At 63.7% G+C, this 18301-nt stretch carries 24 protein-coding genes; 9 read left to right on the plus strand and 15 right to left on the minus strand.

Going from position 1 to position 18301, the window contains the following annotated elements:
- Positions 1–140 precede the first annotated feature (140 nt).
- Genes fliL through ACGYLX_RS09655 form a run of 4 tightly spaced genes read left to right on the plus strand, consistent with a single transcriptional unit; the run spans position 141 to position 2626 of the window.
- Positions 141–674: a flagellar basal body-associated protein FliL gene (gene fliL, locus ACGYLX_RS09640; protein WP_271692032.1), complete on the plus strand. Its 534-nt coding sequence runs from the start codon at positions 141–143 to the stop codon at positions 672–674.
- Positions 671–1618: a FliM/FliN family flagellar motor switch protein gene (locus ACGYLX_RS09645; protein WP_168612849.1), complete on the plus strand. Its 948-nt coding sequence runs from the start codon at positions 671–673 to the stop codon at positions 1616–1618. Before fliL ends, ACGYLX_RS09645 begins: the two co-directional genes overlap by 4 nt.
- Complete coding sequence (locus tag ACGYLX_RS09650; RefSeq protein WP_394449048.1) at positions 1599–2000, plus strand: flagellar motor switch protein; 402 nt, start codon at positions 1599–1601, stop codon at positions 1998–2000. Before ACGYLX_RS09645 ends, ACGYLX_RS09650 begins: the two co-directional genes overlap by 20 nt.
- Positions 1997–2626 (plus strand): MotE family protein, encoded by a 630-nt coding sequence (locus tag ACGYLX_RS09655; RefSeq protein ID WP_067261044.1) that lies wholly within the window; start codon positions 1997–1999, stop codon positions 2624–2626. The genes ACGYLX_RS09650 and ACGYLX_RS09655 overlap by 4 nt, the downstream gene beginning before the upstream one ends.
- Before the next feature lie 7 nt (positions 2627–2633).
- On the opposite strand, the gene flhB is transcribed toward ACGYLX_RS09655, so the two are convergent.
- Genes flhB through flgB form a run of 8 tightly spaced genes read right to left on the minus strand, consistent with a single transcriptional unit; the run spans position 2634 to position 8864 of the window.
- The gene (gene flhB / locus ACGYLX_RS09660) at positions 2634–3752 is read right to left on the minus strand and encodes a flagellar biosynthesis protein FlhB (protein WP_168613102.1); all 1119 of its coding nucleotides are present in this window, start codon (positions 3750–3752) and stop codon (positions 2634–2636) included.
- A 3-nt stretch (positions 3753–3755) separates the two neighbouring features.
- The gene (locus tag ACGYLX_RS09665) at positions 3756–4511 is read right to left on the minus strand and encodes a flagellar biosynthetic protein FliR (RefSeq protein ID WP_168613101.1); all 756 of its coding nucleotides are present in this window, start codon (positions 4509–4511) and stop codon (positions 3756–3758) included.
- A 2-nt stretch (positions 4512–4513) separates the two neighbouring features.
- Positions 4514–6598 carry a flagellar biosynthesis protein FlhA gene (gene flhA / locus ACGYLX_RS09670; RefSeq protein WP_168613100.1) on the minus strand — a complete coding sequence of 695 codons (2085 nt, stop codon included), beginning with the start codon at positions 6596–6598 and terminating at the stop codon, positions 4514–4516.
- Positions 6595–7425, minus strand: coding sequence for a lytic transglycosylase domain-containing protein (locus tag ACGYLX_RS09675; RefSeq protein WP_168613099.1), 831 nt, complete (start codon positions 7423–7425; stop codon positions 6595–6597). The genes flhA and ACGYLX_RS09675 overlap by 4 nt, the downstream gene beginning before the upstream one ends.
- The gene (gene fliQ, locus ACGYLX_RS09680; RefSeq protein ID WP_067261035.1) at positions 7422–7691 is read right to left on the minus strand and encodes a flagellar biosynthesis protein FliQ; all 270 of its coding nucleotides are present in this window, start codon (positions 7689–7691) and stop codon (positions 7422–7424) included. The genes ACGYLX_RS09675 and fliQ overlap by 4 nt, the downstream gene beginning before the upstream one ends.
- Positions 7692–7694: 3 nt before the next feature.
- Positions 7695–8027: a flagellar hook-basal body complex protein FliE gene (locus ACGYLX_RS09685; protein WP_067261033.1), complete on the minus strand. Its 333-nt coding sequence runs from the start codon at positions 8025–8027 to the stop codon at positions 7695–7697.
- A 12-nt stretch (positions 8028–8039) separates the two neighbouring features.
- Positions 8040–8450 carry a flagellar basal body rod protein FlgC gene (gene flgC, locus ACGYLX_RS09690; protein WP_067261031.1) on the minus strand — a complete coding sequence of 137 codons (411 nt, stop codon included), beginning with the start codon at positions 8448–8450 and terminating at the stop codon, positions 8040–8042.
- Positions 8451–8459: 9 nt separating this feature from the next.
- Positions 8460–8864, minus strand: coding sequence for a flagellar basal body rod protein FlgB (flgB, locus tag ACGYLX_RS09695; RefSeq protein WP_168613098.1), 405 nt, complete (start codon positions 8862–8864; stop codon positions 8460–8462).
- A 70-nt stretch (positions 8865–8934) separates the two neighbouring features.
- Here flgB and ACGYLX_RS09700 point away from each other — a divergent pair, with 70 nt between their 5' ends.
- On the plus strand, positions 8935–10275 hold the full coding sequence (locus ACGYLX_RS09700) for a FliI/YscN family ATPase (RefSeq protein WP_209217492.1): 1341 nt from the start codon (positions 8935–8937) through the stop codon (positions 10273–10275).
- A gap of 6 nt (positions 10276–10281) precedes the next feature.
- On the opposite strand, the gene ACGYLX_RS09705 is transcribed toward ACGYLX_RS09700, so the two are convergent.
- The 6 genes from ACGYLX_RS09705 to ACGYLX_RS09730 form a co-directional block, all read right to left on the minus strand.
- Complete coding sequence (locus tag ACGYLX_RS09705; RefSeq protein WP_394449054.1) at positions 10282–11430, minus strand: lytic murein transglycosylase; 1149 nt, start codon at positions 11428–11430, stop codon at positions 10282–10284.
- A 116-nt stretch (positions 11431–11546) separates the two neighbouring features.
- Positions 11547–12011: a CreA family protein gene (locus ACGYLX_RS09710; protein ID WP_394449057.1), complete on the minus strand. Its 465-nt coding sequence runs from the start codon at positions 12009–12011 to the stop codon at positions 11547–11549.
- Between the two features lie 53 nt (positions 12012–12064).
- A complete protein-coding gene (locus ACGYLX_RS09715) occupies positions 12065–13789 on the minus strand; it encodes a SulP family inorganic anion transporter (RefSeq protein WP_394449060.1) in 1725 nt (574 codons plus the stop codon).
- A gap of 50 nt (positions 13790–13839) precedes the next feature.
- Positions 13840–14757 carry an MBL fold metallo-hydrolase gene (locus ACGYLX_RS09720; RefSeq protein WP_168613487.1) on the minus strand — a complete coding sequence of 306 codons (918 nt, stop codon included), beginning with the start codon at positions 14755–14757 and terminating at the stop codon, positions 13840–13842.
- Positions 14757–15197, minus strand: a complete 441-nt coding sequence (locus ACGYLX_RS09725; RefSeq protein WP_394449064.1) for a DUF6691 family protein — start codon at positions 15195–15197, stop codon at positions 14757–14759. The genes ACGYLX_RS09720 and ACGYLX_RS09725 overlap by 1 nt, the downstream gene beginning before the upstream one ends.
- Before the next feature lies 1 nt (position 15198).
- Complete coding sequence (locus ACGYLX_RS09730; RefSeq protein ID WP_394449066.1) at positions 15199–15633, minus strand: YeeE/YedE family protein; 435 nt, start codon at positions 15631–15633, stop codon at positions 15199–15201.
- 92 nt (positions 15634–15725) lie between these two features.
- Between ACGYLX_RS09730 and ACGYLX_RS09735 the strand changes: the two genes are divergently transcribed.
- A complete protein-coding gene (locus ACGYLX_RS09735) occupies positions 15726–16031 on the plus strand; it encodes an ArsR/SmtB family transcription factor (protein WP_394410899.1) in 306 nt (101 codons plus the stop codon).
- A 27-nt stretch (positions 16032–16058) separates the two neighbouring features.
- Here ACGYLX_RS09735 and ACGYLX_RS09740 read toward each other — a convergent pair whose 3' ends face one another.
- A complete protein-coding gene (locus ACGYLX_RS09740) occupies positions 16059–16517 on the minus strand; it encodes a beta-lactamase hydrolase domain-containing protein (protein WP_394449069.1) in 459 nt (152 codons plus the stop codon).
- A gap of 279 nt (positions 16518–16796) precedes the next feature.
- Here ACGYLX_RS09740 and ACGYLX_RS09745 point away from each other — a divergent pair, with 279 nt between their 5' ends.
- Genes ACGYLX_RS09745 through ACGYLX_RS09755 form a run of 3 tightly spaced genes read left to right on the plus strand, consistent with a single transcriptional unit; the run spans position 16797 to position 18299 of the window.
- Positions 16797–17243 (plus strand): hypothetical protein, encoded by a 447-nt coding sequence (locus ACGYLX_RS09745; RefSeq protein ID WP_322329194.1) that lies wholly within the window; start codon positions 16797–16799, stop codon positions 17241–17243.
- Positions 17243–17929 carry a MotA/TolQ/ExbB proton channel family protein gene (locus tag ACGYLX_RS09750; protein WP_067264877.1) on the plus strand — a complete coding sequence of 229 codons (687 nt, stop codon included), beginning with the start codon at positions 17243–17245 and terminating at the stop codon, positions 17927–17929. Before ACGYLX_RS09745 ends, ACGYLX_RS09750 begins: the two co-directional genes overlap by 1 nt.
- The gene (locus ACGYLX_RS09755; protein ID WP_394413674.1) at positions 17922–18299 is read left to right on the plus strand and encodes a biopolymer transporter ExbD; all 378 of its coding nucleotides are present in this window, start codon (positions 17922–17924) and stop codon (positions 18297–18299) included. Before ACGYLX_RS09750 ends, ACGYLX_RS09755 begins: the two co-directional genes overlap by 8 nt.
- Positions 18300–18301: the final 2 nt, after the last annotated feature.

Here is an 18301-nt window from a genome sequence, read left to right on the forward strand (position 1 = left end):
CCCTCACTATGCAAGCATATATCGATTTATACTTGCCCGATCCGAAAAATAAACAGGTTTCTGTTGCAATAAAGCTTGTTTGAAGATGTATTTGTTCTTGCATGTGGCGCTTCGCGCGGGATCCGATTAAGAGTGAAAGAATGAAAAAGCCTCTCGCTATCCTTGCTGTCGTCTTGCTCTGCCTTCTTGCAGGTCTGGGTGGGGTGACGCTGGCCATCGGGCCTTCGGGGTTGCTTGAAATGGCCGGGCTTGGGGGTGAGGAAACCGCCGAAGAGACCGTGGAGACGGCTGAGAACGATCACGGCGAGAAGGGCGGCGAAGACGGCCACGGCGCAAAGCCCAAGACCGAAGTCAAAATGCCGGTCATGCCTTTTCCTGAGATCATCGTGAACGTCACCGACACCGGCCCGCAGGGCGGGCAGACCAGCCGCTTCCTCAAGCTCAACATGCTGATGGTCTATGATGAAACCGCCGAGGGCGCGGACCGTCTGGTCGCGCGTGAGATTTACCTGCGCGACAGTTTCCAAGACTTCCTGCGCCAGTTGCATGTCAGCGATCTGTCGGGCAGCTATGGGCTGGCGATGCTAAAGACCGAACTGCTGCGCCGGGCGCGGGCGGTGGGGCACACCGACGCGCCGCATGAAATCCTGATTGCCGATATGGTGGTGCAATGACGATAGCGGCCTCCCCCGATGCGCTGAGCCTCGAAGAGACGATGATCCGTCAGGCGCGCGAAAGCTTTCAGCGCCTGCCTACGCTTGAGATCATCATCGACCGTCTGCTGTTGGCGCTGGTGCCCGACCTCAAGTCCTATTGCACCGTCGCCCCCGAGATCGAGCTGAGCTCGCTCGAATACATGCCCTATGAGGACGCGATGGAGAGCATCCAGTCGCCCTCGCTCATCGCCATCGCCAATGCGGAAAGCTGGGGCAGCCAGATCGCCTGTGTGGTCGAGCCTGACCTGCTGTTTTCGGTGCTTGAGATCATGCTGGGTGGCCGCCGCGCCACCAGCCAGCAGTGGAAACCCCGCGGCTTGACCGCGATTGAGCAGAAACTGGGCCGCAGGCTGGCGGAGCTGTCGCTCAAGGGTTTGGCGCATTGCCTGCATGATGTCAGCCCGGTGCAATTCGACATTCAATCGCTCGAATCCAACCCCCGGTCGGTCATGCTGGCCGCGCCGCGCACGGCGACGGTGCTGGTCCGGCTGCATATGCAATTCGAAGACCGCAGCGGCCATATGGCGCTGGTCTTGCCCTATGGCACGCTGGATGAGGTCAGCGCCCAGCTTGCGCAGCCCTTCCTTGGCGGGCGCTCGCCCACCGACAGCAACGCGCGCAAGGATATGAACAGCCAGATCTCCAGCACCACGGTTACCATCACCGGCGTGCTACAGCAGGTGACGATCCCGCTGCATGAGGTGCTGGAATGGAAGCCCGGTCAGGTGATCGATCTGGGCATGACCGTCGATACCCCCGTGGTCGGCATGGTGAACGCCCAGCCGATGTTCCAAGCGGCCTTCGGCCAGCGCAGCAATGGCGCCTTGGCGCTGCGGGTGATCCAATCCCTGCTCCCTAAGGAAAATCAGGAGGACAGCGACGATGATGCCGGCCTTGATTGATATCATCATTATCGTGCTGTTGGTCGGCACGCTGGTCTATGCCTTTATCCTTGATCGCCGCGTTCGCGCCCTGATGGCGACCCTGAAAGAGATGGAGCCGATGGTCGGGGCCTTTTCCAATGCGGTCGATCAATCGGCCAAATCGGTCGAAGACCTGCGCGACCTCAGCACAAGGGTGCAACGCCCCGAGCCGCCGGTGCAGCGCGAGGCGACGCCGCCCCGCCAAGCCGCGCCCGAACCCGCCCCGGCGGGGCAAAGCCCGGCCCAGATGCGCGCCGCACGTCTCAAGGGCCGCGCGCAGGTCCGGGGCCAAGCGGCGGTGCAGGGCAAATCCGAACTGGTCCGCACCTTTTTCGACATCACGAAGGAGCGTAAGGAATGAGCCGTATCTCCCTGCCCAAGATTGCGCTTTTTGGCCTTGGCGTGGCTGGCGTGCTCAAACTCACGGTTGAGTTCATGCCGATGATGGCCATCGCCGAAACCCCCGATGACACGCCCCCGGTCCCTGTCGAGCTTGCCGCCGCCCCCGCCCCACCCAGCTATGACGCCAGCGCCCCGGGCGAGAGCGGCATGTGCGAGCCAAGCCATCTGATCGCCGAAGCCATCGCCGAAGAGCGTGCGCTGCTGAAAGAGCAGCGCGACACGATTGCCGACCGTGAAGCCAAGCTTGCGCTGGCCGAACAGAGCCTCAAGGCCGAACAAACCCGCCTCGCCAGCCTGCGCGACGAGATCGGCGCGCAGCTCAAGGTGATCGAAGAGGCGAACAATCAGGACATGACCAAACTGGTCGAACTTTACCGCAATATGAAGCCGCAGGTGGCGGCGGGCATCATGGATGAGATCGACGTGGAAACTGCCGTGCAGGTCATCGGTGCCATGCCCGAACGGGACGCCGCGCAGATCATGGGCTCGTTCAGCCTTGTCCGGGCGCGGTTGATTACGAAAATCCTGCTGGAACGCTCCAAACTCCCCGCCGACCGCAACCTCGAAGGGCTGCGCCTGCGCTAAGCGCGCGTCACTCTTCGCGGATTGACGACCCGGCAGGGGGCTTGCGACGCACATTGCGGCGCAGGTCCATGACAAAGCCGATGATCTCGGCCACGGCCTGCCAATGCTCCATCGGGATGCGGTCGTCCACCTCCACCGCCGCGTGCAGCGCACGGGCCAGCGGGCGGTTTTCGATCATCGGAATGTCGTGTTCCTTGGCCAACTCGCGGATGCGGTGGGCCATGACATCGGCCCCTTTGGCCACGCAGACCGGCACGTCATCGACGCCCTGTTCATATTTCAGCGCCACGGCGTAATGGGTCGGGTTGGTCAGGATTACGCTGGCATTGGGGATGGCCTGCGCGATGCGCTGACGGGCGCGGGCGCGGCGCAATTCGGCGCGGCGGCCCTTGATCTGCGGATCACCCTCGCTGTCTTTATGCTCGTCGCGGATCTCCTTGAGGCTCATCATCTGTTTCTTTTTCCACTGCGCCCGCTTCCAGATGATGTCGGCGATGGCGATGGGCACCAGAAGCACGGTGGTGACCAGAAAAATCCAGCGAACCTTTTGCAGGGTCGCTTGCAGCAGCGTCTCGGGGATGAAAGCCTGCGTCTGGCCCAGCGACTGCGCGATGTCGCGCACGGCCCAGACGGTAATGAAACCGATCACCAGTACCTTGGCCGTATTCTTGGCAAACTCCACGAAAGCCTCGGCCGAGAACAGGCGTTTGAACCCCGACAGCGGGTTCAGCTTGGAGAATTTCGGTTTGATCCGCTCCGCCGAGACGACGGTCTCGCCTTGGATCAAAACGCCGAAAAGGGCTGCCAGCACCATGATCCCCACCACCGGCATCATCGCCAGCCCCAGCGTGAACCCCAGCGATTTCATCACTTGCCCCGCTTCTGCAACACCAGTGCCGCCCGTGCCGATGGCAGTGACACCCGCCCCCAAAAGGGGGCTTTGCAGCGCCGCCACGATCCCGTCGATCGAGGCAGGCAGCACGAAGATCAGGATCATCAGCAGGGCAAAGACCAGCATCGCGGTGCCGGTCTCGCGCGATTGCGGCACGTCGCCTTTCTTGCGCGCGTCTCGGAGCTTTTTCTCCGTCGGCTCTTCGGTCTTACTGCTCTTGTCCTCTTCCGACATGGGCTAGAATCCGTAGGTGGTGAGCCAATTCGCGAAAGGCTCAAGAAACCCGCGCATCATGGTCGGAACGGCCAGCACCATCAAGGCCAGCCCGGCGGCGATCAGCAAGGGCTGGGCGATAAAGAAGACCTGAAGGCTCGCCATCATGCGGTTGGCCAGTCCCATGCCGACGTTCAGCACCAGACCGGCGACATAGAAGGGGGCTGCGATGGACAGGCCAAGATAGAGGCTCACCTGCGTTGCCCGCGCGAATTGGTCGGTCAGATCGGCCAGCATGAAGGTGCCGGGCACGAAGACCTGATAGGACATCAGCAGCGATTCAATGATGAGGTGGTGTAGGTCGGTGATAAAGATCAGCGCCGTGGCCCCGATCAACAGCATCGCCGCCATAGAGGTCGCCCCCTCGAAGGCACCGATGTTCGGGGCCAAAGCATTGGCCAGCCCCGACATCAGGGCCATCTGATAGCCCGCGAATTGCAGCGCCGAAAGCAGCGTGCGCGCCACCAGTCCAATCCAAAGCCCCACGGTGATCTCAGAGCCAAAGATCAGCAGCAGCGCGGCGGGGCGATCCTCGGCCACCGGGCCGAGGCCGGTCACGGGATAGAGCGCGGCGCTCAGGATCAGACCAAAGAACAACCGATGCCGCATCGGCACCGAGGTCTCCCCGAACCCCGGCATGAAGACAAGCGCGCTGCCGATCCGGGCAAAGACGACGAAATACCCCATCAGGGCGTCGGTCAGGAGGGCCGAAAGGTCCATCCCTAGCCCCCGATGGTGGCGACGGTCCGCAGGGACACCTTGCGATGGATCTCGGCGTTGGAGATCACCGGCGTCATCGGGCTGACCCGTTCCAGCATGGAACGCACATAAGACCGCGCCTCGGGGTTGACCATCAGCGCGGGCCAACTGTCTTCCGAGGCGAAACGCTGGATTTGCTGGCGGGCTTGCAGCACGAATTCCTGCACCCGTTTGGGCGACATGACAAAGGTGCGGTCCTCGCCCACGATCTTGACCGCCTCGATGAACTCCGCCTCCCATGAGGGCGACAGGGTGATGACCGGCACAAAGCCCTGCCCATCCGCCAGCCCTTGGCAAATCTGGCTCGACAGGCGGCGGCGCACGTTCTCCAGCACCAGCGCGGGCTTGGAAGTCTGGCGCGTCGCCTCGGCCATCGCCTCGACGATCAGCGGCAGATTGCGGATCGAGACGCGTTCAAGCAGCAGTTCCTGCAAGACCTGCTGCACCAGAATGGCGGGGGAGGGAACAGGCAGATCGTTGACCAGCTTTTGATAGTTCCGGTCCAACCCCTCGATCGCCTCTTTCGCTGCGCCATAGGTCAGCAGTTCCGACATGTTCTCTTTGATGACTTCGGTCAAATGGGTGGTGATCACGCTTTCCGGGTCCACCACCGTATAGCCCTGCGCCTCGGCCTGATCGGCGACCTTGCTGTCGACCCAAAGCGCATCCAGCCCAAAGGTCGGCTCGCGCGTCGCCTCGCCCGGCAGTTGCAGCGGCGCGCCTTCGGGGTTGATGACCATCATCTGATTGGCGCGGATGTCACCCTTGGCTGCGTCGACACCGTGGATTTGGAAGGCGTAGCTGTTGATCGGCAGGCTCACGTCATCCTTGATCCGCACCGAAGGCATGGGAAATCCGAACTCTTCGGCGAAATGCTTGCGCAGGGATTTGATCTTGCTCGGCAGTACCGCGTCGGGGCGGTTGGCCAGCGCCACCAGCCCTTCGCCCAGCACCAGCCGCAGCTCATCCAGATGCATCGGGTTGCTGTCGGTCTCGGGCATGTCCTGTTTCTTTTGCGCCTCGGCGTCAGCTTTCGCCTTGGCCTCTGCCGCCTCCGCCGCGCCGCGCTGGATGACCACGCCCAAGCCCACCATGGCCGCGGCCAGAAGGGCAAAGACCAGCAGCGGAAAGCCGGGCAAAAGACCGATGCCAAATAGCAGCAGAGCGGCCATGTAAAGCGCCTTGGGGAAGTTCGAAAGCTGATCGAACACCGCCTCATTGGCGGCCCCCCGCGTGCCGCCTTTGGTCACGATCAGACCGGCGGCAAGCGAGACGACAAGCGCCGGAATTTGGCTCACCAGCCCGTCGCCGATGGTCAGCGAGGTAAAGACGTTAAAGGCATCGCCGACGCCCATGCCGCGCTGCACGACGCCGATCAGAATGCCGCCGATCACATTGATCAGCGTGATGATCAGCCCCGCCACCGCATCGCCGCGCACGAATTTCGAGGCACCGTCCATCGCCCCGAAGAAAGCGCTTTCGTCCTCAAGCTCCTTGCGGCGGCGCCGGGCCTCATCCTCGTCGATCAGCCCCGCGCCCATATCGGCGTCGATCGCCATCTGCTTGCCCGGCATCGCATCCAGCGAGAACCGCGCGGCAACCTCGGCGATACGGGTCGAGCCCTTTGTAATCACGACAAAGTTGATGATCACGAGAATGGCAAAGATCACCACACCGATAACGAAATTCCCCGCCACGATGAATTTGGAGAACCCTTGGATCACATCCCCCGCCGCATGCATCCCCGCATGGCCTTCGCTGAGGATCAGCCGGGTCGAGGCCACGTTGAGCGACAGGCGCAGCATGGTGGTGACGAGCAGCAGCGTCGGGAAAGAGTTGAACTGCAAGGGTGATGGAATCCAAAGCGCCACCATGAAGATCAGCACCGAGAGCGAGAGCGACAGCGCCAGCCCGAAATCCAACAGGATCGGCGGCAGCGGCAGGAACAGCACCGCCAGCACCAACGCCATGCCAACGGCAAAGCTCACGTCCTTATTGGCGCCAAACATGCTCAGTTGCGGCAGAAGGGTATTGGGTTTCGTGCTCATCCCGCATCCTCCGCAGGGACGGTGGTGAACTGCGGCAGGACCGGCTGCATCTCATGCGCCGAGTAAAGCGAGCGCCGCGCGTTCGCCGCCCCGCCGATCTGCGCGCCCCATGTGGCCTTGGCCGCCAGCCTGTCATAGCGGCCCGCTTCGCGCCGCGCCGTTTTGCGCGGGCGGGCAGGGGCCGGGCTGGCACTGGCCAACGCCTGAAACTCCGGCAGCCGCGCATTAGCGGCGGAAATGTTCTTTTGCAGCCGGTCGAGGTAGGTGTCGCGGTATTCCGGCTCAAAGGAATGATACGACCCCGCCGCCTGTAACCAACTGCCCGTGCGCCGATGCAACCGCTTGAGGAAGCGCGCCGCGTAGTCGACGTTTACGCGCGGATCGAACCCTTGGGCGGGGCTGTCAAAGGCATCCGGGTGCCAGCGCATGTTGATCTGCATACAGCCCACGTCGATGGAGCGGATGCCGCTTGCCTGACGCTCTGCAATCCAATCCAGCGCGGCAGTGCGGCTGTCGAACAGCCGCCCTTCGCCTGCGGCGTTGACCGCATAGGGCCAGACCGTGAAATGCCCGTTGCGGCGGGTGCCCGCCTCTTGCAGGCCGATGGCCAGCAGCAGATTGTCGGGGATGCCATGCCGGGTTTGGGCGGCGAGGATCTCGCGGATGCAGACGCCTTCGGGCCCCCCCTTGGCGGCCAGCGTCCGCGCAGTCTTGGTCACCGCGTTTTTCTGCGACGGCTCATAGAAAGACCCCCAGCCCTGCGCGAGGGTGGGGGAGGCGAGCGTGGCTGCCAAAAGCGCCGCCGCGATATGCCGCCAGCCCCTCACAGCCCACCGTTCTGCACGAGGTCAAAGATGGTGTCCGACAGGTTCTTCAGCGTGGCATACATGAAAGGCGTCGCGGCCAGCAGGGTGACAAAGATCATCACGATCTTGGGCACGAAGGTCAGCGTCATTTCCTGAATCTGCGTGAGCGCTTGAAAGAACGCGATCACCAGACCAATCGCCAGCGCCACTCCCAACACCGGACCCGAGGCCAGAAGCACGGCCCAGACGGTAGCAGAGATGATGTCATAGGTCTGGGTTTCGGTCATGGCCTAGATCGGCATCCGCAGAATTTCCTGATAGGCTTCGACAAAGCGGTCGCGCACAGACACGGCCACTTTGACGGTGGATTCCATCGCCAGCATGGCTTCGACCACCTGCTGGGTATCCGCCTCACCGCGCAGCCCGGCTTGGGCCACGGCTTCGCCTTCGCGCACCGTTTCCAGCGCGCTTTCCGAGGCCTGCTGCACCATATTGGTGAAACTATTGGCGCTGGCGCCTGCCTCTTCGGCGATGGCTTCGCCCTTTTGCGCCGTCAGAGATTGCGAGGTGCGATAGGCACCGCGGACCGCGGCGGTCGAGATCAGGGAGGCGGGATCGCTCATCTCAGGTCAGCCTCACTTCAGCAGGTCGAGCATCTGACCGCGCATCCGGCGGCCTGACTCGAACATGTTCATATTGGCCTCGTAGTTGCGCGAGGCTTCGCGCATGTTGGCCATCTCGATGATCGGATCGACATTGGGGCGTTTGACATAGCCGGTTTCATCCGCCGCCGGATGCGCCGGGTCATAATCGCGGCGAAAGGGGGATTGGTCGCGCCCGATACGGTCGACCTCCACCAAAGAGCCGCCGCCATTGCGGTCGATCAACTCCGAGAAACTGATGGTCTTGCGGCGAAACGGATCGGCGCCGGGCGTGGTGCCCGTTGAATCGGCATTGGCCACGTTTTCCGAGATCACCCGCAAACGCGCGGTCTGCGCGGTCATCCCGCTGGCGGCGATTTTGGCGATGGACTGAAGCGGATCCATGGGCTTTCCTTATCTGTTTCCGGTGACGGCCATGGTCAGCATGTCATAGCTTTTGCGGTAAAGCTGTGCGGCCAACCTGTAGTGATCGCCGATCTCGGCGGCCTTCACGGCCTGTTCTTCAAGGTTCACGGTATTGCCATCCAAAGTGGTGCCCTTGGCGTGGCCATCCGTCACCTCGCGCACGCCGGGCGTGCCATGGGCGACGCCGGTGAAGTGTTTGTCATGGGTGGTCACCAGCCCGGTATCGCGCGACAACTCGCCATTGAGCATCGATTCAAAGGACGATACATCGCGCGCCTTGTAGTTCGGGGTCGAGGCATTGGCGACGTTTTCAGACACGACCTTCTGCCGGGCCGAGAGCCACTGCATCCGGTCCGAAGCGAGTCCAAGAATAGAAAGATTAGACAAGTTCATTTTTTTGCCTATAGCCTGTTTAATCCTTGTATAGTAAATATTGCCCCGCGCTCCTAGAGGAAATTTATCCATGCAGACACTCTTTTCCGAGCTGACCAGTTTCGCCCGCGAGGCAGGCGAGGCCGAGATCACCGGCGAAGTGCGCGCGATCACCGGCATTACGCTGACCGCCGTGGGGCTGGAGCGGGTCTTGGGCATCGGCGAGCGCTGCATCGTGCATGGCTCCGACGGGCCGGTCCATGCCGAGGTGGTGGGGCTGGGCAGTCACGGCACGGAATTGCTCCCCTTCGGCTCATGGCGCGGGGTGGCGGCGGGCGACCGGGTTGAGGTCGCGATTGGCCGCGATGTGATCCGCCCCGATGAAAGCTGGAAGGGCCGGGTGATCAGCGCCTCGGCCACGCCGCTCGACGGGAAGGGGCATCTGCCCGAGGGCAACGACCCCCGCCCGCTGCGCGCCGCCCCGCCGGGCGCTTTCGACCGCAAGCGCATCGGGCCGAAACTCGCGACCCATGTCCGCGCGCTGGATGTTTTCACGCCGCTTTGTCAGGGCCAGCGCTTGGGCATTTTTGCAGGCTCCGGCGTCGGGAAATCGACGCTCATGGCCATGCTGGCACGCTATACGGACTGCGATGTGGTGGTCATGGCGCTGGTCGGTGAACGCGGACGCGAGGTGCAGGATTTCATCGCCTCCGACCTCGGCCCCGAGGGGATGGAGAAGGCGGTTCTCGTCGTCGCCACCGGGGACGAGCCGCCGCTGACCCGCCGCCAAGCCGCTTGGACCGCCATGGCCGTGGCCGAGCATTTCCGCGATCAGGGCCAGCATGTGCTGCTCTTGATGGACAGCGTCACCCGTTTCGCCATGGCGCAGCGCGAGATCGGCCTCGCCTCGCGCGAACCGCCCACCGCCAAGGGCTATCCGCCGACGGTTTTCTCGGAGCTTCCGCAGATGCTGGAGCGTGCCGGGCCGGGGCCGGTGGGCAAGGGGGATATCACCGCGATTTTCACCGTTTTGGTGGATGGCGATGATATGAACGACCCCATCGCCGATGCCGTGCGCGGGATCACCGATGGGCATATCGTGCTTGACCGCAAGATCGCCGAAAAGGGGCGCTACCCGGCGATTGACCTGCTGGCGAGCGTCTCTCGGACGTTGCCGGATTGCCACAGTGATGTGGAATATACGCTGCTCACCGCCGCCCATAAGGCGCTGGCGGCCCACGCGGATATGGAGGAATTGATCCGCATCGGGGCCTACCGCGCGGGCAGCAATCCCGAGCTTGACCGCGCCATCGCCTTTGCCGGCCCTTGCGAGGCTTTCCTGAGCCAGCGCAAGGCCGAACATACCCCGCCGCAATCCTCTTTTGCCGAGGTGGCAGGGATGCTCGACCGTGCCGGGATCAGCCCGGGCTAGGCCCGGTCACTGCAACTGGCGCAGCAACTCGACCGAAGGTTCACCCGTCGCGGGCAGGCCCACGCTGGCCTGATAGGCGCTGATCGCCTTGCGGCTGTTCGGCCCGATCACCCCATCCGCGCCATCGGTATCGAAACCCCGCGCGGTCAGCCGTTGCTGCAACGCGATCCGGTCGTCCTTGGTCAGCCCATTGGCGTCGGGCGGGAAGCTGCCGCGCAGCGGCCCGCCGCCCGCGATCCGATCCGCCAGATGGCCCACGCCAATCGCATAGCTGTCGGAGTTGTTGTAGCGTTTCAACGCGCGGAAGTTGCTGGTCACCACGAACTGCGGCCCGCCCGCCTGCGGCTGGATCACCGACCCCGCGCTGGCGGGGAGACTGCCTAACTCACCGCCCCATTTCAGCCCTCGCGTCCAGCCGTTGCGCGACAGATATGCGGCGGTGGAGGCCAGCGCATCGCTGGGGTCTTCCGACCAGATATCGCGCCGCCCGTCGCCGGTGAAATCCACCGCGAAGGCTTGATAGGATGTGGGAATGAACTGTGTATGCCCCATGGCCCCGGCCCAAGACCCGGTCAGCCGGTCGGCGGTGATGTCACCGTTTTGCAGGATCTTCAGCGCCGCGATCAGCTGCTTTTCAAAGAACGCCCCACGCCGCCCGTCATAGGCGAGCGTTGAGGTGGCCGATACCACCGGCACATTGCCACGCCGTTCGCCAAAGAAGCTCTCCAGCCCCCAGACCGCCGCGACGATCTCTGCCGCCACGCCGTAGCGGCTCTCAATCGCGTTCAATGTGCTGCGGTGGCGGGCAAAGGCTGCGCGCCCCTTCGACACCCGCTCGTCCGAGGCGGCGATCGACAGGTAATCTTCCAAGCTGCGGCTGAATTCCGTCTGATTGCGGTCGCGTTTGACCACGCCGGGCAGATAGCCTGCGCCGCGAAACCCTTGGGCCAAGGTGCTGGCCGAAATCCCCTGTGCCGAGGCGCGGCTTCTAAAGGCCGCGACCCATGCGTCATAGCCCGCATTGGACACCGGGCGCAGATCGTCCGGCACCCCCGCCGCCGCCGCGGGGCCCAGCGTGCCGCCCCCGGTCGAACAGGCCGAGGTCAGCCCCAATGCGGCAAGCCCGAATGCGAATGTTCTGCGTGAATGTCTCATAAAACCTGCCTGTCGCTGCGTTGTTGCCTTTTGCGCAGCATATCGCAGGCAGGTCGCCCGACAAGGCGGGATCGCCCCAATGGCAAGGCTTTGCCTAAGGGTTCCTTGGCTTTCGGCTACTGACCGGGCTGGTACAGGGGCACCGTCGACATCGATGTTTTGGCCGAGCCGTCTTGCACCCGCTGGCTGTGGCTGATGTAGATCAGCGTGTTGTTCGCTTCGTCGAAAATACGCTTCACCTTCAAGGTCTTGAAGATGATCGAACGGCGCTCGCTAAAGACGTTTTCGCCTTCGTCGCCACGGTCGATATCGCCGATCTCAATCGGGCCAGTCTGACGGCAGGAGATCGAAGAGTTCGACGGGTCTTCGAACCAGTTGCCCTTTTGCAGCCGGTCGATTAGCCCGCGTTCGAAAAAGGCCAGATGGCAGGTCACGCCCTTCACCTTGGGGTCGGCCACGGCTTCGACGATGATGTCATTGCCCAGCCAATCCACATCCACCTTGCCGACCTCTTCGGCGCTGGCAGCGGTGGCGAAAATACTGGCGGAGAGGGCGGCGGCGCGGGCAAATGTCTTATTCATGGCAAGCAAACGCGCAGCGGGCGGCGCGGTTCCCGAAATTTTGCACGGCGGCGTCACCGGGGGTGTTTGGCCAGCGCACAGGCCGCCTCATGCTGGCTGAGAAAGACCTCCCCGGTCAGCTCGTCAAGGAAATGGCTCCGCTTCAGCCGATCCATCACCGGGCCTTTCACCTCGCTCAAGTGCAGGCGGATGTCGGCGTCCTTCAGCCGGGTGTTGATCGCCTCAAGCGATTCCAGCGCCGAAAGGTCAATCTCATTCACCGCCGGGAACATCAGCACCACATCCGTCAGGTCAGGCTTGTCGGCGGCATATTGGGCCAGTTGATCCTCCAAAAACCGCGCGTTGGGGAAATAGAGGCTCTCGTCCACCCGCAGGCTCAGCACATGGGGCTGGGTCTCGACCTCGTGACGCAGCACGTTGCGGAAATGCTCGGTCCCCGGCACCCGGCCCACCACGGCCATATGCGGGCGCGAGGTCTTGTAAAGATGCACGAGGATCGAAGTCACCACGCCCGCGCTCACCCCGGCCTCGACGCCGAAGACCAGCGTCAGCAGGATCGTCACGCTGACGGCGGCGAAATCGGCGTGGCTGAAGGCCCAAGCGCGTTTCAGGATCGAGAAGTCGACGAGGCTCAGCACCGCGACGATGATCGTGGCGGCCAGCGTGGCCTTGGGCAGGTAGTGGATGAGCGGCGTCAGGAACAGCGCCGCCAGCGCCAGTCCGGCGGCAGTAAAGGCTCCGGCGGCAGGGGTCTCGGCGCCCGCATCGAAGTTCACCACCGAGCGCGAGAACCCCCCGGTGACCGGAAAGCCGCTAGTGAAGGCCGCACCGAGGTTGGCACTGCCCAGCCCGATCAACTCCTGATCCGGGTCGATCCGCTGGCGCTTCTTCGCCGCCAGAGTCTGCGCCACGCTGATGCTCTCGACAAAACCGATGACCGAGATCAGCAGCGCCGGGACAAACAGTTGCGACAGCAGGTCAGGGGAAAAGGAGGGCAGGGTGAGCGGCGGCAGGCTCTGCGGTACTTCGCCCACGATTGAGACGCCGCGCGCGCCCAGATCGAAGCCCCAGACCGCCAGCGTCGTGGCGACAATCGCCAGCACCGGCCCGGTTTTGGCCCCGATATCCGCCATCCGCGGCCCCAGCCCCATGCGCCGCAGCAGCGGTTTCAACCCGCCGCGCACCCAGAACAGGAAGGCCGTGGCGGCCAGCCCCAGCCCGAGGGTGATGACATTGACCTCCCCCAGATGCGCCCAGAGGCTGGACAGGATTTGCGGCAGGGTATGCCCCTCGGCCTCGATCCCAAGGATATGCCGCAACTGGCTGGCGGCGATCAGGATGCCGGAGGCGGTGATGAACCCCGCGATCACCGGGTGCGAGAGGAAATTCGCCAAAAAACCCAGCCGAAACAGCCCAAGCGCCAGCAGCATGGCACCCGACAGAAAGGCCAGTGTCAGCGCCGCGGTGACATAGCCCGCCGTGCCACTCTGCGCGATCTCGCCCACCGCCGCCGCCGTCATCAGTGAGACCACGGCCACCGGCCCCACCGCCAGCGCGCGGCTGGTGCCAAAGATGGCGTAGAGCACGATGGGCGCGATGGAGGCATAGATCCCGGCCTCGGGCGGCATGCCCGCCAGTAGAGCATAGGCCAGCGATTGCGGGATCAGCATGATCGTGACGATCACCGCCGCGATCATATCCCCGGTGAATTGGCCGCGGTCATAGCGCCGCCCCCAGTCGAGGATCGGCAGGTAGTGCGAAAGCGAAGGGAGGGGCATGGGCGGCGATCCGTCAGAAAGGGGCGGCCCCGAGGGGCCACCCGGTTGGCTCAGTCGAAACGGTTCACGGGCAGTTTCAGGTAGTGATGGCCGTCATCCTCCGCCGGAGGCAGCCGCCCGCCGCGCAGGTTGATCTGCAATGCGGCGAGGATGCGGTTGGGCAGCGACAGGGTCGCGTCGCGTTTCTGGCGGCGCTCGATATAATCATCGCGCTTGGTGCCATCCTTGACGTGGATGTTATGGGCGCGATGCTCGTCCACTGTGGCCTCCCACCGGGGCTCATCGCGCTCATCGGTGCCGTAGTCATGGCCGATGTAAAGCCGCGTATCGCCGGGCAGGGCGAGGATGTCTTGGATCGAGTCCCACAGCTCCTCAGTCGTGCCGCCGGGGAAATCAGAGCGCGAGGTGCCGGCATCGGGCTGCATCAGCGTATCGTGCACAAAAGCCGCATCGCCACAGACATAGGTGATCGACCCCAGCGTATGCCCGGGCGAGAGCATCACCTTGCCGTCAAGCTCGCCGATCTTGAAGGTCTCGCCCTCCTGAAACAGGTGGTCAAAATCGCGGTCCGGGTCAAAGGCATCGGGCATGTTGTAAAGATCGGCCCAAATCTTGGCGATCTCGGGCACCAGTGCGCCGATGGCATTGGGCGCGCCCGTGCGCTCTTTCAACCGGGCCGAGGCCATGACGTGATCTGCATGGGGGTGGGTATCCAGTACCCATTCCACGGTAAGGCCGTTTTCCTTCACGAGGTCCAGCACCTGATCCATGCTTTCGGTCGTGAACTTGTAGTTCTTCGGGTCGAAATTCCACACCACGTCGACCAGCGCGGCCTTCTTTGTCGCCGGATCGGCACAGATGTACTGGATCGAGCCGGTGTCAGGCTCATAGATGCCCCAGACATCGGGGCTGCCTGCGCCGGTCGAAGGGGAGTGGCGCACGACGGGTGAATTGAGAGGGTCGCTCATCAGGCTGGTCCTTTCTTGGTTTTAGAGGTCAAATCAGGGCTGTGCCGGGCGATCCACATGCCGCCCAGCATAAAGGGGACAAAGATCAAAGTGCCGCTGGCCGCGATGGGCAGGGCGGTCAATGCCGGGCCGGGGCAAAAGCCGCCCAAGCCCCAGCCGATGCCGAAAATCGCGGCGCCGGTCAGCAGTTTCGGCTCAAGATCGTTGCGGGTGGGAAGGCGGAATTTATGATCGAAATAGGGGGTCTGACGGCTGCGGAACAGCCATGCGAACCCCGGTGCCGTCACCGCGATGGCGCCGCCCATGACAAAGGCAAGGCTGGGGTCCCATGTTCCAAAAACATCGAGGAAGTTCAGCACTTTGGCCGGGTCGGCCATGCCGGAAACGATCAGGCCTATGCCGAACAAAAGGCCGGAGAGGAGGGCGAAGAACTGTTTCATGTCACCCTCCGATCACATGGCGCATGACAAAGACGGTCACGAATGCCGTCGCCATGAAGGTCACCGTCGCCACGATCGACCGCGCCGAGCCACGGCTGATCCCGCAGACCCCGTGGCCCGAGGTGCAGCCGTTGCCATAGGTCGCGCCAAAGCCGACGAGCAGCCCGGCCACCGCCATCAGGACGGGGTTCGAAGGCACCCATTGCTGCGGCCATCCGCCCGAGGTGATCAACCAAAGCGGCGCCGCGAGCAAAAGCCCCAACACGAAGAAAAACGACACACCCCGCGCTTCGCCGTCGCTGTCGCGGGCGAAAAGCCGAGAGGTCAGCCCGCTGATCCCCGCGATGCGCCCGTTCGTGGCCATCAACAGCACCGCCGAGGCCCCGATCATCGCGCCGCCGCCCAGCGACAGCCATGGTGTGAATTCGGTTTCCATCTCTCTACTCCTTACGGCCCGCCAAGCGGCTGGCTTGCGTCAGACTGTAAACCAGTATATATTACGCTCCCATAATATTCAATGATGCTAATATGAAAAACACGGACGACTTTCTGGAGGGCGATATCGCCGGGGCTGCGGCGCTCATGACGATGCTAGCCTCAGAAGCGCGGTTGCAGATCCTGTGCCGTCTGATCGGCGGGGAACGCTCGGTCGGGGATTTGGCGCAGGCCTGCGGTCTGTCGCAATCCACCATGTCGCAGCAGTTGAAAAAGTTGAAAGACGCCGGTCTGGTCGACAGCCGCCGGGCGGGGCAGACAATCTTTTACCGCGTCAAGGGGCAGGAGGCCGTGGCCGTTCTGGAAACGCTGCATGGCCTCTACTGCGCGCAAAAGTAAAACGCCCGGCAAAACCGGGCGCTTCTCTTACGCTTTGCTATCTGCGTAGGATTTGACCAACTGACCGATCTTCTCTTCGGTCAGGTCGATGCCGCGGGCCTTGCCCTCCTGCAGGGCCGTATCACCGTCCCAGCCCTTATCCGCCGCGAGCGCCATCAAGGTCATCGCCCCTGCACGTTTGCCCGACGCGCAGTGCAGAAACACCGGCTGGGGCAAGTCGTCTAGTGATTGGCGGAATTCATCCACCGTCTCGGGGCCGAGGCTGTCCGGCGTCACCGGATGGTGCAGGTAGTTCAACCCCAGCTTCTCGGCCACCAGCCGCTCTGCATCGGGGGAGAGGCCGCCTTTCTCATCCGAGGCGCGGAAGTTCACCACCGTTTTCATCCCGGCTGAGGCCGCTTGCTCCAGCGCTTTTGCGTCCGGCATGAACAGAGCCACGGTATGGGCAGGGTCGATGGTCGCGATCTTTTGGCTGTCGTCGGTCATTCTGGCCTCCTTCTCTGCGCGGATCCGGTCGCCCGCGCGTGGTGGTTTCAGCGGCCCAACCCCAGCCCGGCGCAACTGTTCCCCGCTTGGCAGAACGGGCCGCGCTACGCAGATATAATCCGAGTATTAAAGTCAGGATTGTCACCGCCGCCCGGTTTTGCTAGGCAGCAGGCAGAAATTCCGCTTGGCGCAAGAGGTGCTGCGACGATTCTGCCCAGCTGTGGCAGGCGCCCCAGACCTGCGCCGTGATCAAAGACAAACCCATCGGGAGCCACCCCCATGCCGCATTTTCGTTCCGCGTTCCTCGCGGCCCTGTCCCTGACCATCGCCCAAGGCGCCGCCGCTGAGACGCCCGCCGCGACCCCGGCCAGCGCCTCGCCCGCGCTCAAGGTCGAACTGAACGCCGCCGACACCACGGAAGCCAATTGCAAGCTGACCTTCCTCATCACCAACGAGCTTTCCGCCCCGCTCGACAAGGCGGTCTATGAAACCGTGCTGTTCGACCGTGAAGGCACCGTGAACCGGCTAACGCTCTTCGATTTCGGCGAACTGCCCGTTGGCCGCCCGCGCGTGCGTCAGTTCGTGGTGCCGCAGACCACCTGCGAAAACCTTGGCCGCATCCTCTTTAACGGGGCGCAAAGCTGTGACGGCGCGGGGATCGAGGCGGGCACCTGCGAAAGCGCGCTGGCCCCGGCGACCCGGACCGAGATCGAGGTGCTGGGCTGATGGATCAACTTGACGCGCTGCTGACCCCGCTGCGGGGCATTGCCGAAACCGGTGGCCCGGTGGTGGTGATCCTGATGGCCGTGGCCGTGCTGACCCTTGCGGTCGCGCTTTATAAGACATGGCAGTTCCGCGCCGCCGCCGTGGGCCGGCACCGGGCGCTATCCGAAGCGGTCAACGCATGGGAGCGTGGCGATGCCGCCGCCGCCCGCGCGGCGCTGGGCCGGTCGAAAAGCTACCTCGCCCCGGTGATCGAATTGGCCATGTCCGCGCCTGAGGCGGGAGCCTCTCGCTTGCAGGCCGAGGCCGAGATGCGTTTTGCCAAGCTGGAGCGCGGCTTCCGCCTGCTTGATTCCGTGGCGCAGCTTGCCCCGCTCTTGGGCCTCTTCGGCACGGTTCTGGGCATGATCGAAGCCTTCCGCGCCTTGCAGGATGCGGGCTCTCAGGTGGACCCGTCGATCCTCGCCGGTGGCATCTGGGTGGCGCTTCTGACCACTGCCGTCGGGCTTGTCGTGGCCATGCCGACCGCGCTGGTGCTCAGCTGGCTTGAGCAACGCATGGAGAACGAGCGCGTCATCGCCGACAAGGCGATCCTCACCGTGCTGCATCCGGGCCAGAACGCGGCCCCCGCCGCTGCGCCCGCCGCCACCCCCTTTGCCGCCGCCGCGCCCCGGCCAGCCCATGGCTAGGCCACGCCGGCGGCGCAACCGCCTCTCCATGACCTCCCTGATCGACGTGATCTTTCTGCTGTTGTTGTTCTTCATGCTGACCTCGACCTTCTCAAAATTTGCCGAGATCGAATTGGCCGCAGCGACATCCGGGGCAGGGGCCGAGACGGGGGCGAAACCCTATTTCCTGCAACTGACCACCGAGGGGCTGCGCCTTAATGGCGATGCGCTGACGCTCGACGCGCTGACCGCCAGCCCCCTGGCCGAGGCTGAGGAGGGCACGCCGCTTTTGGTCTCGCTCGGGGCCGAGGTCGAGGCGCAGGCGCTGGCCGATCTGCTCATCGCGCTGCGCGCCCTGCCGGGGCTCAGCGTCTCGGTTCTGGAGGGCTGACC

It is taken from the genome of Sulfitobacter sp. 1A13496, assembly GCF_043557225.1.
Lineage (GTDB): Bacteria > Pseudomonadota > Alphaproteobacteria > Rhodobacterales > Rhodobacteraceae > Sulfitobacter > Sulfitobacter faviae.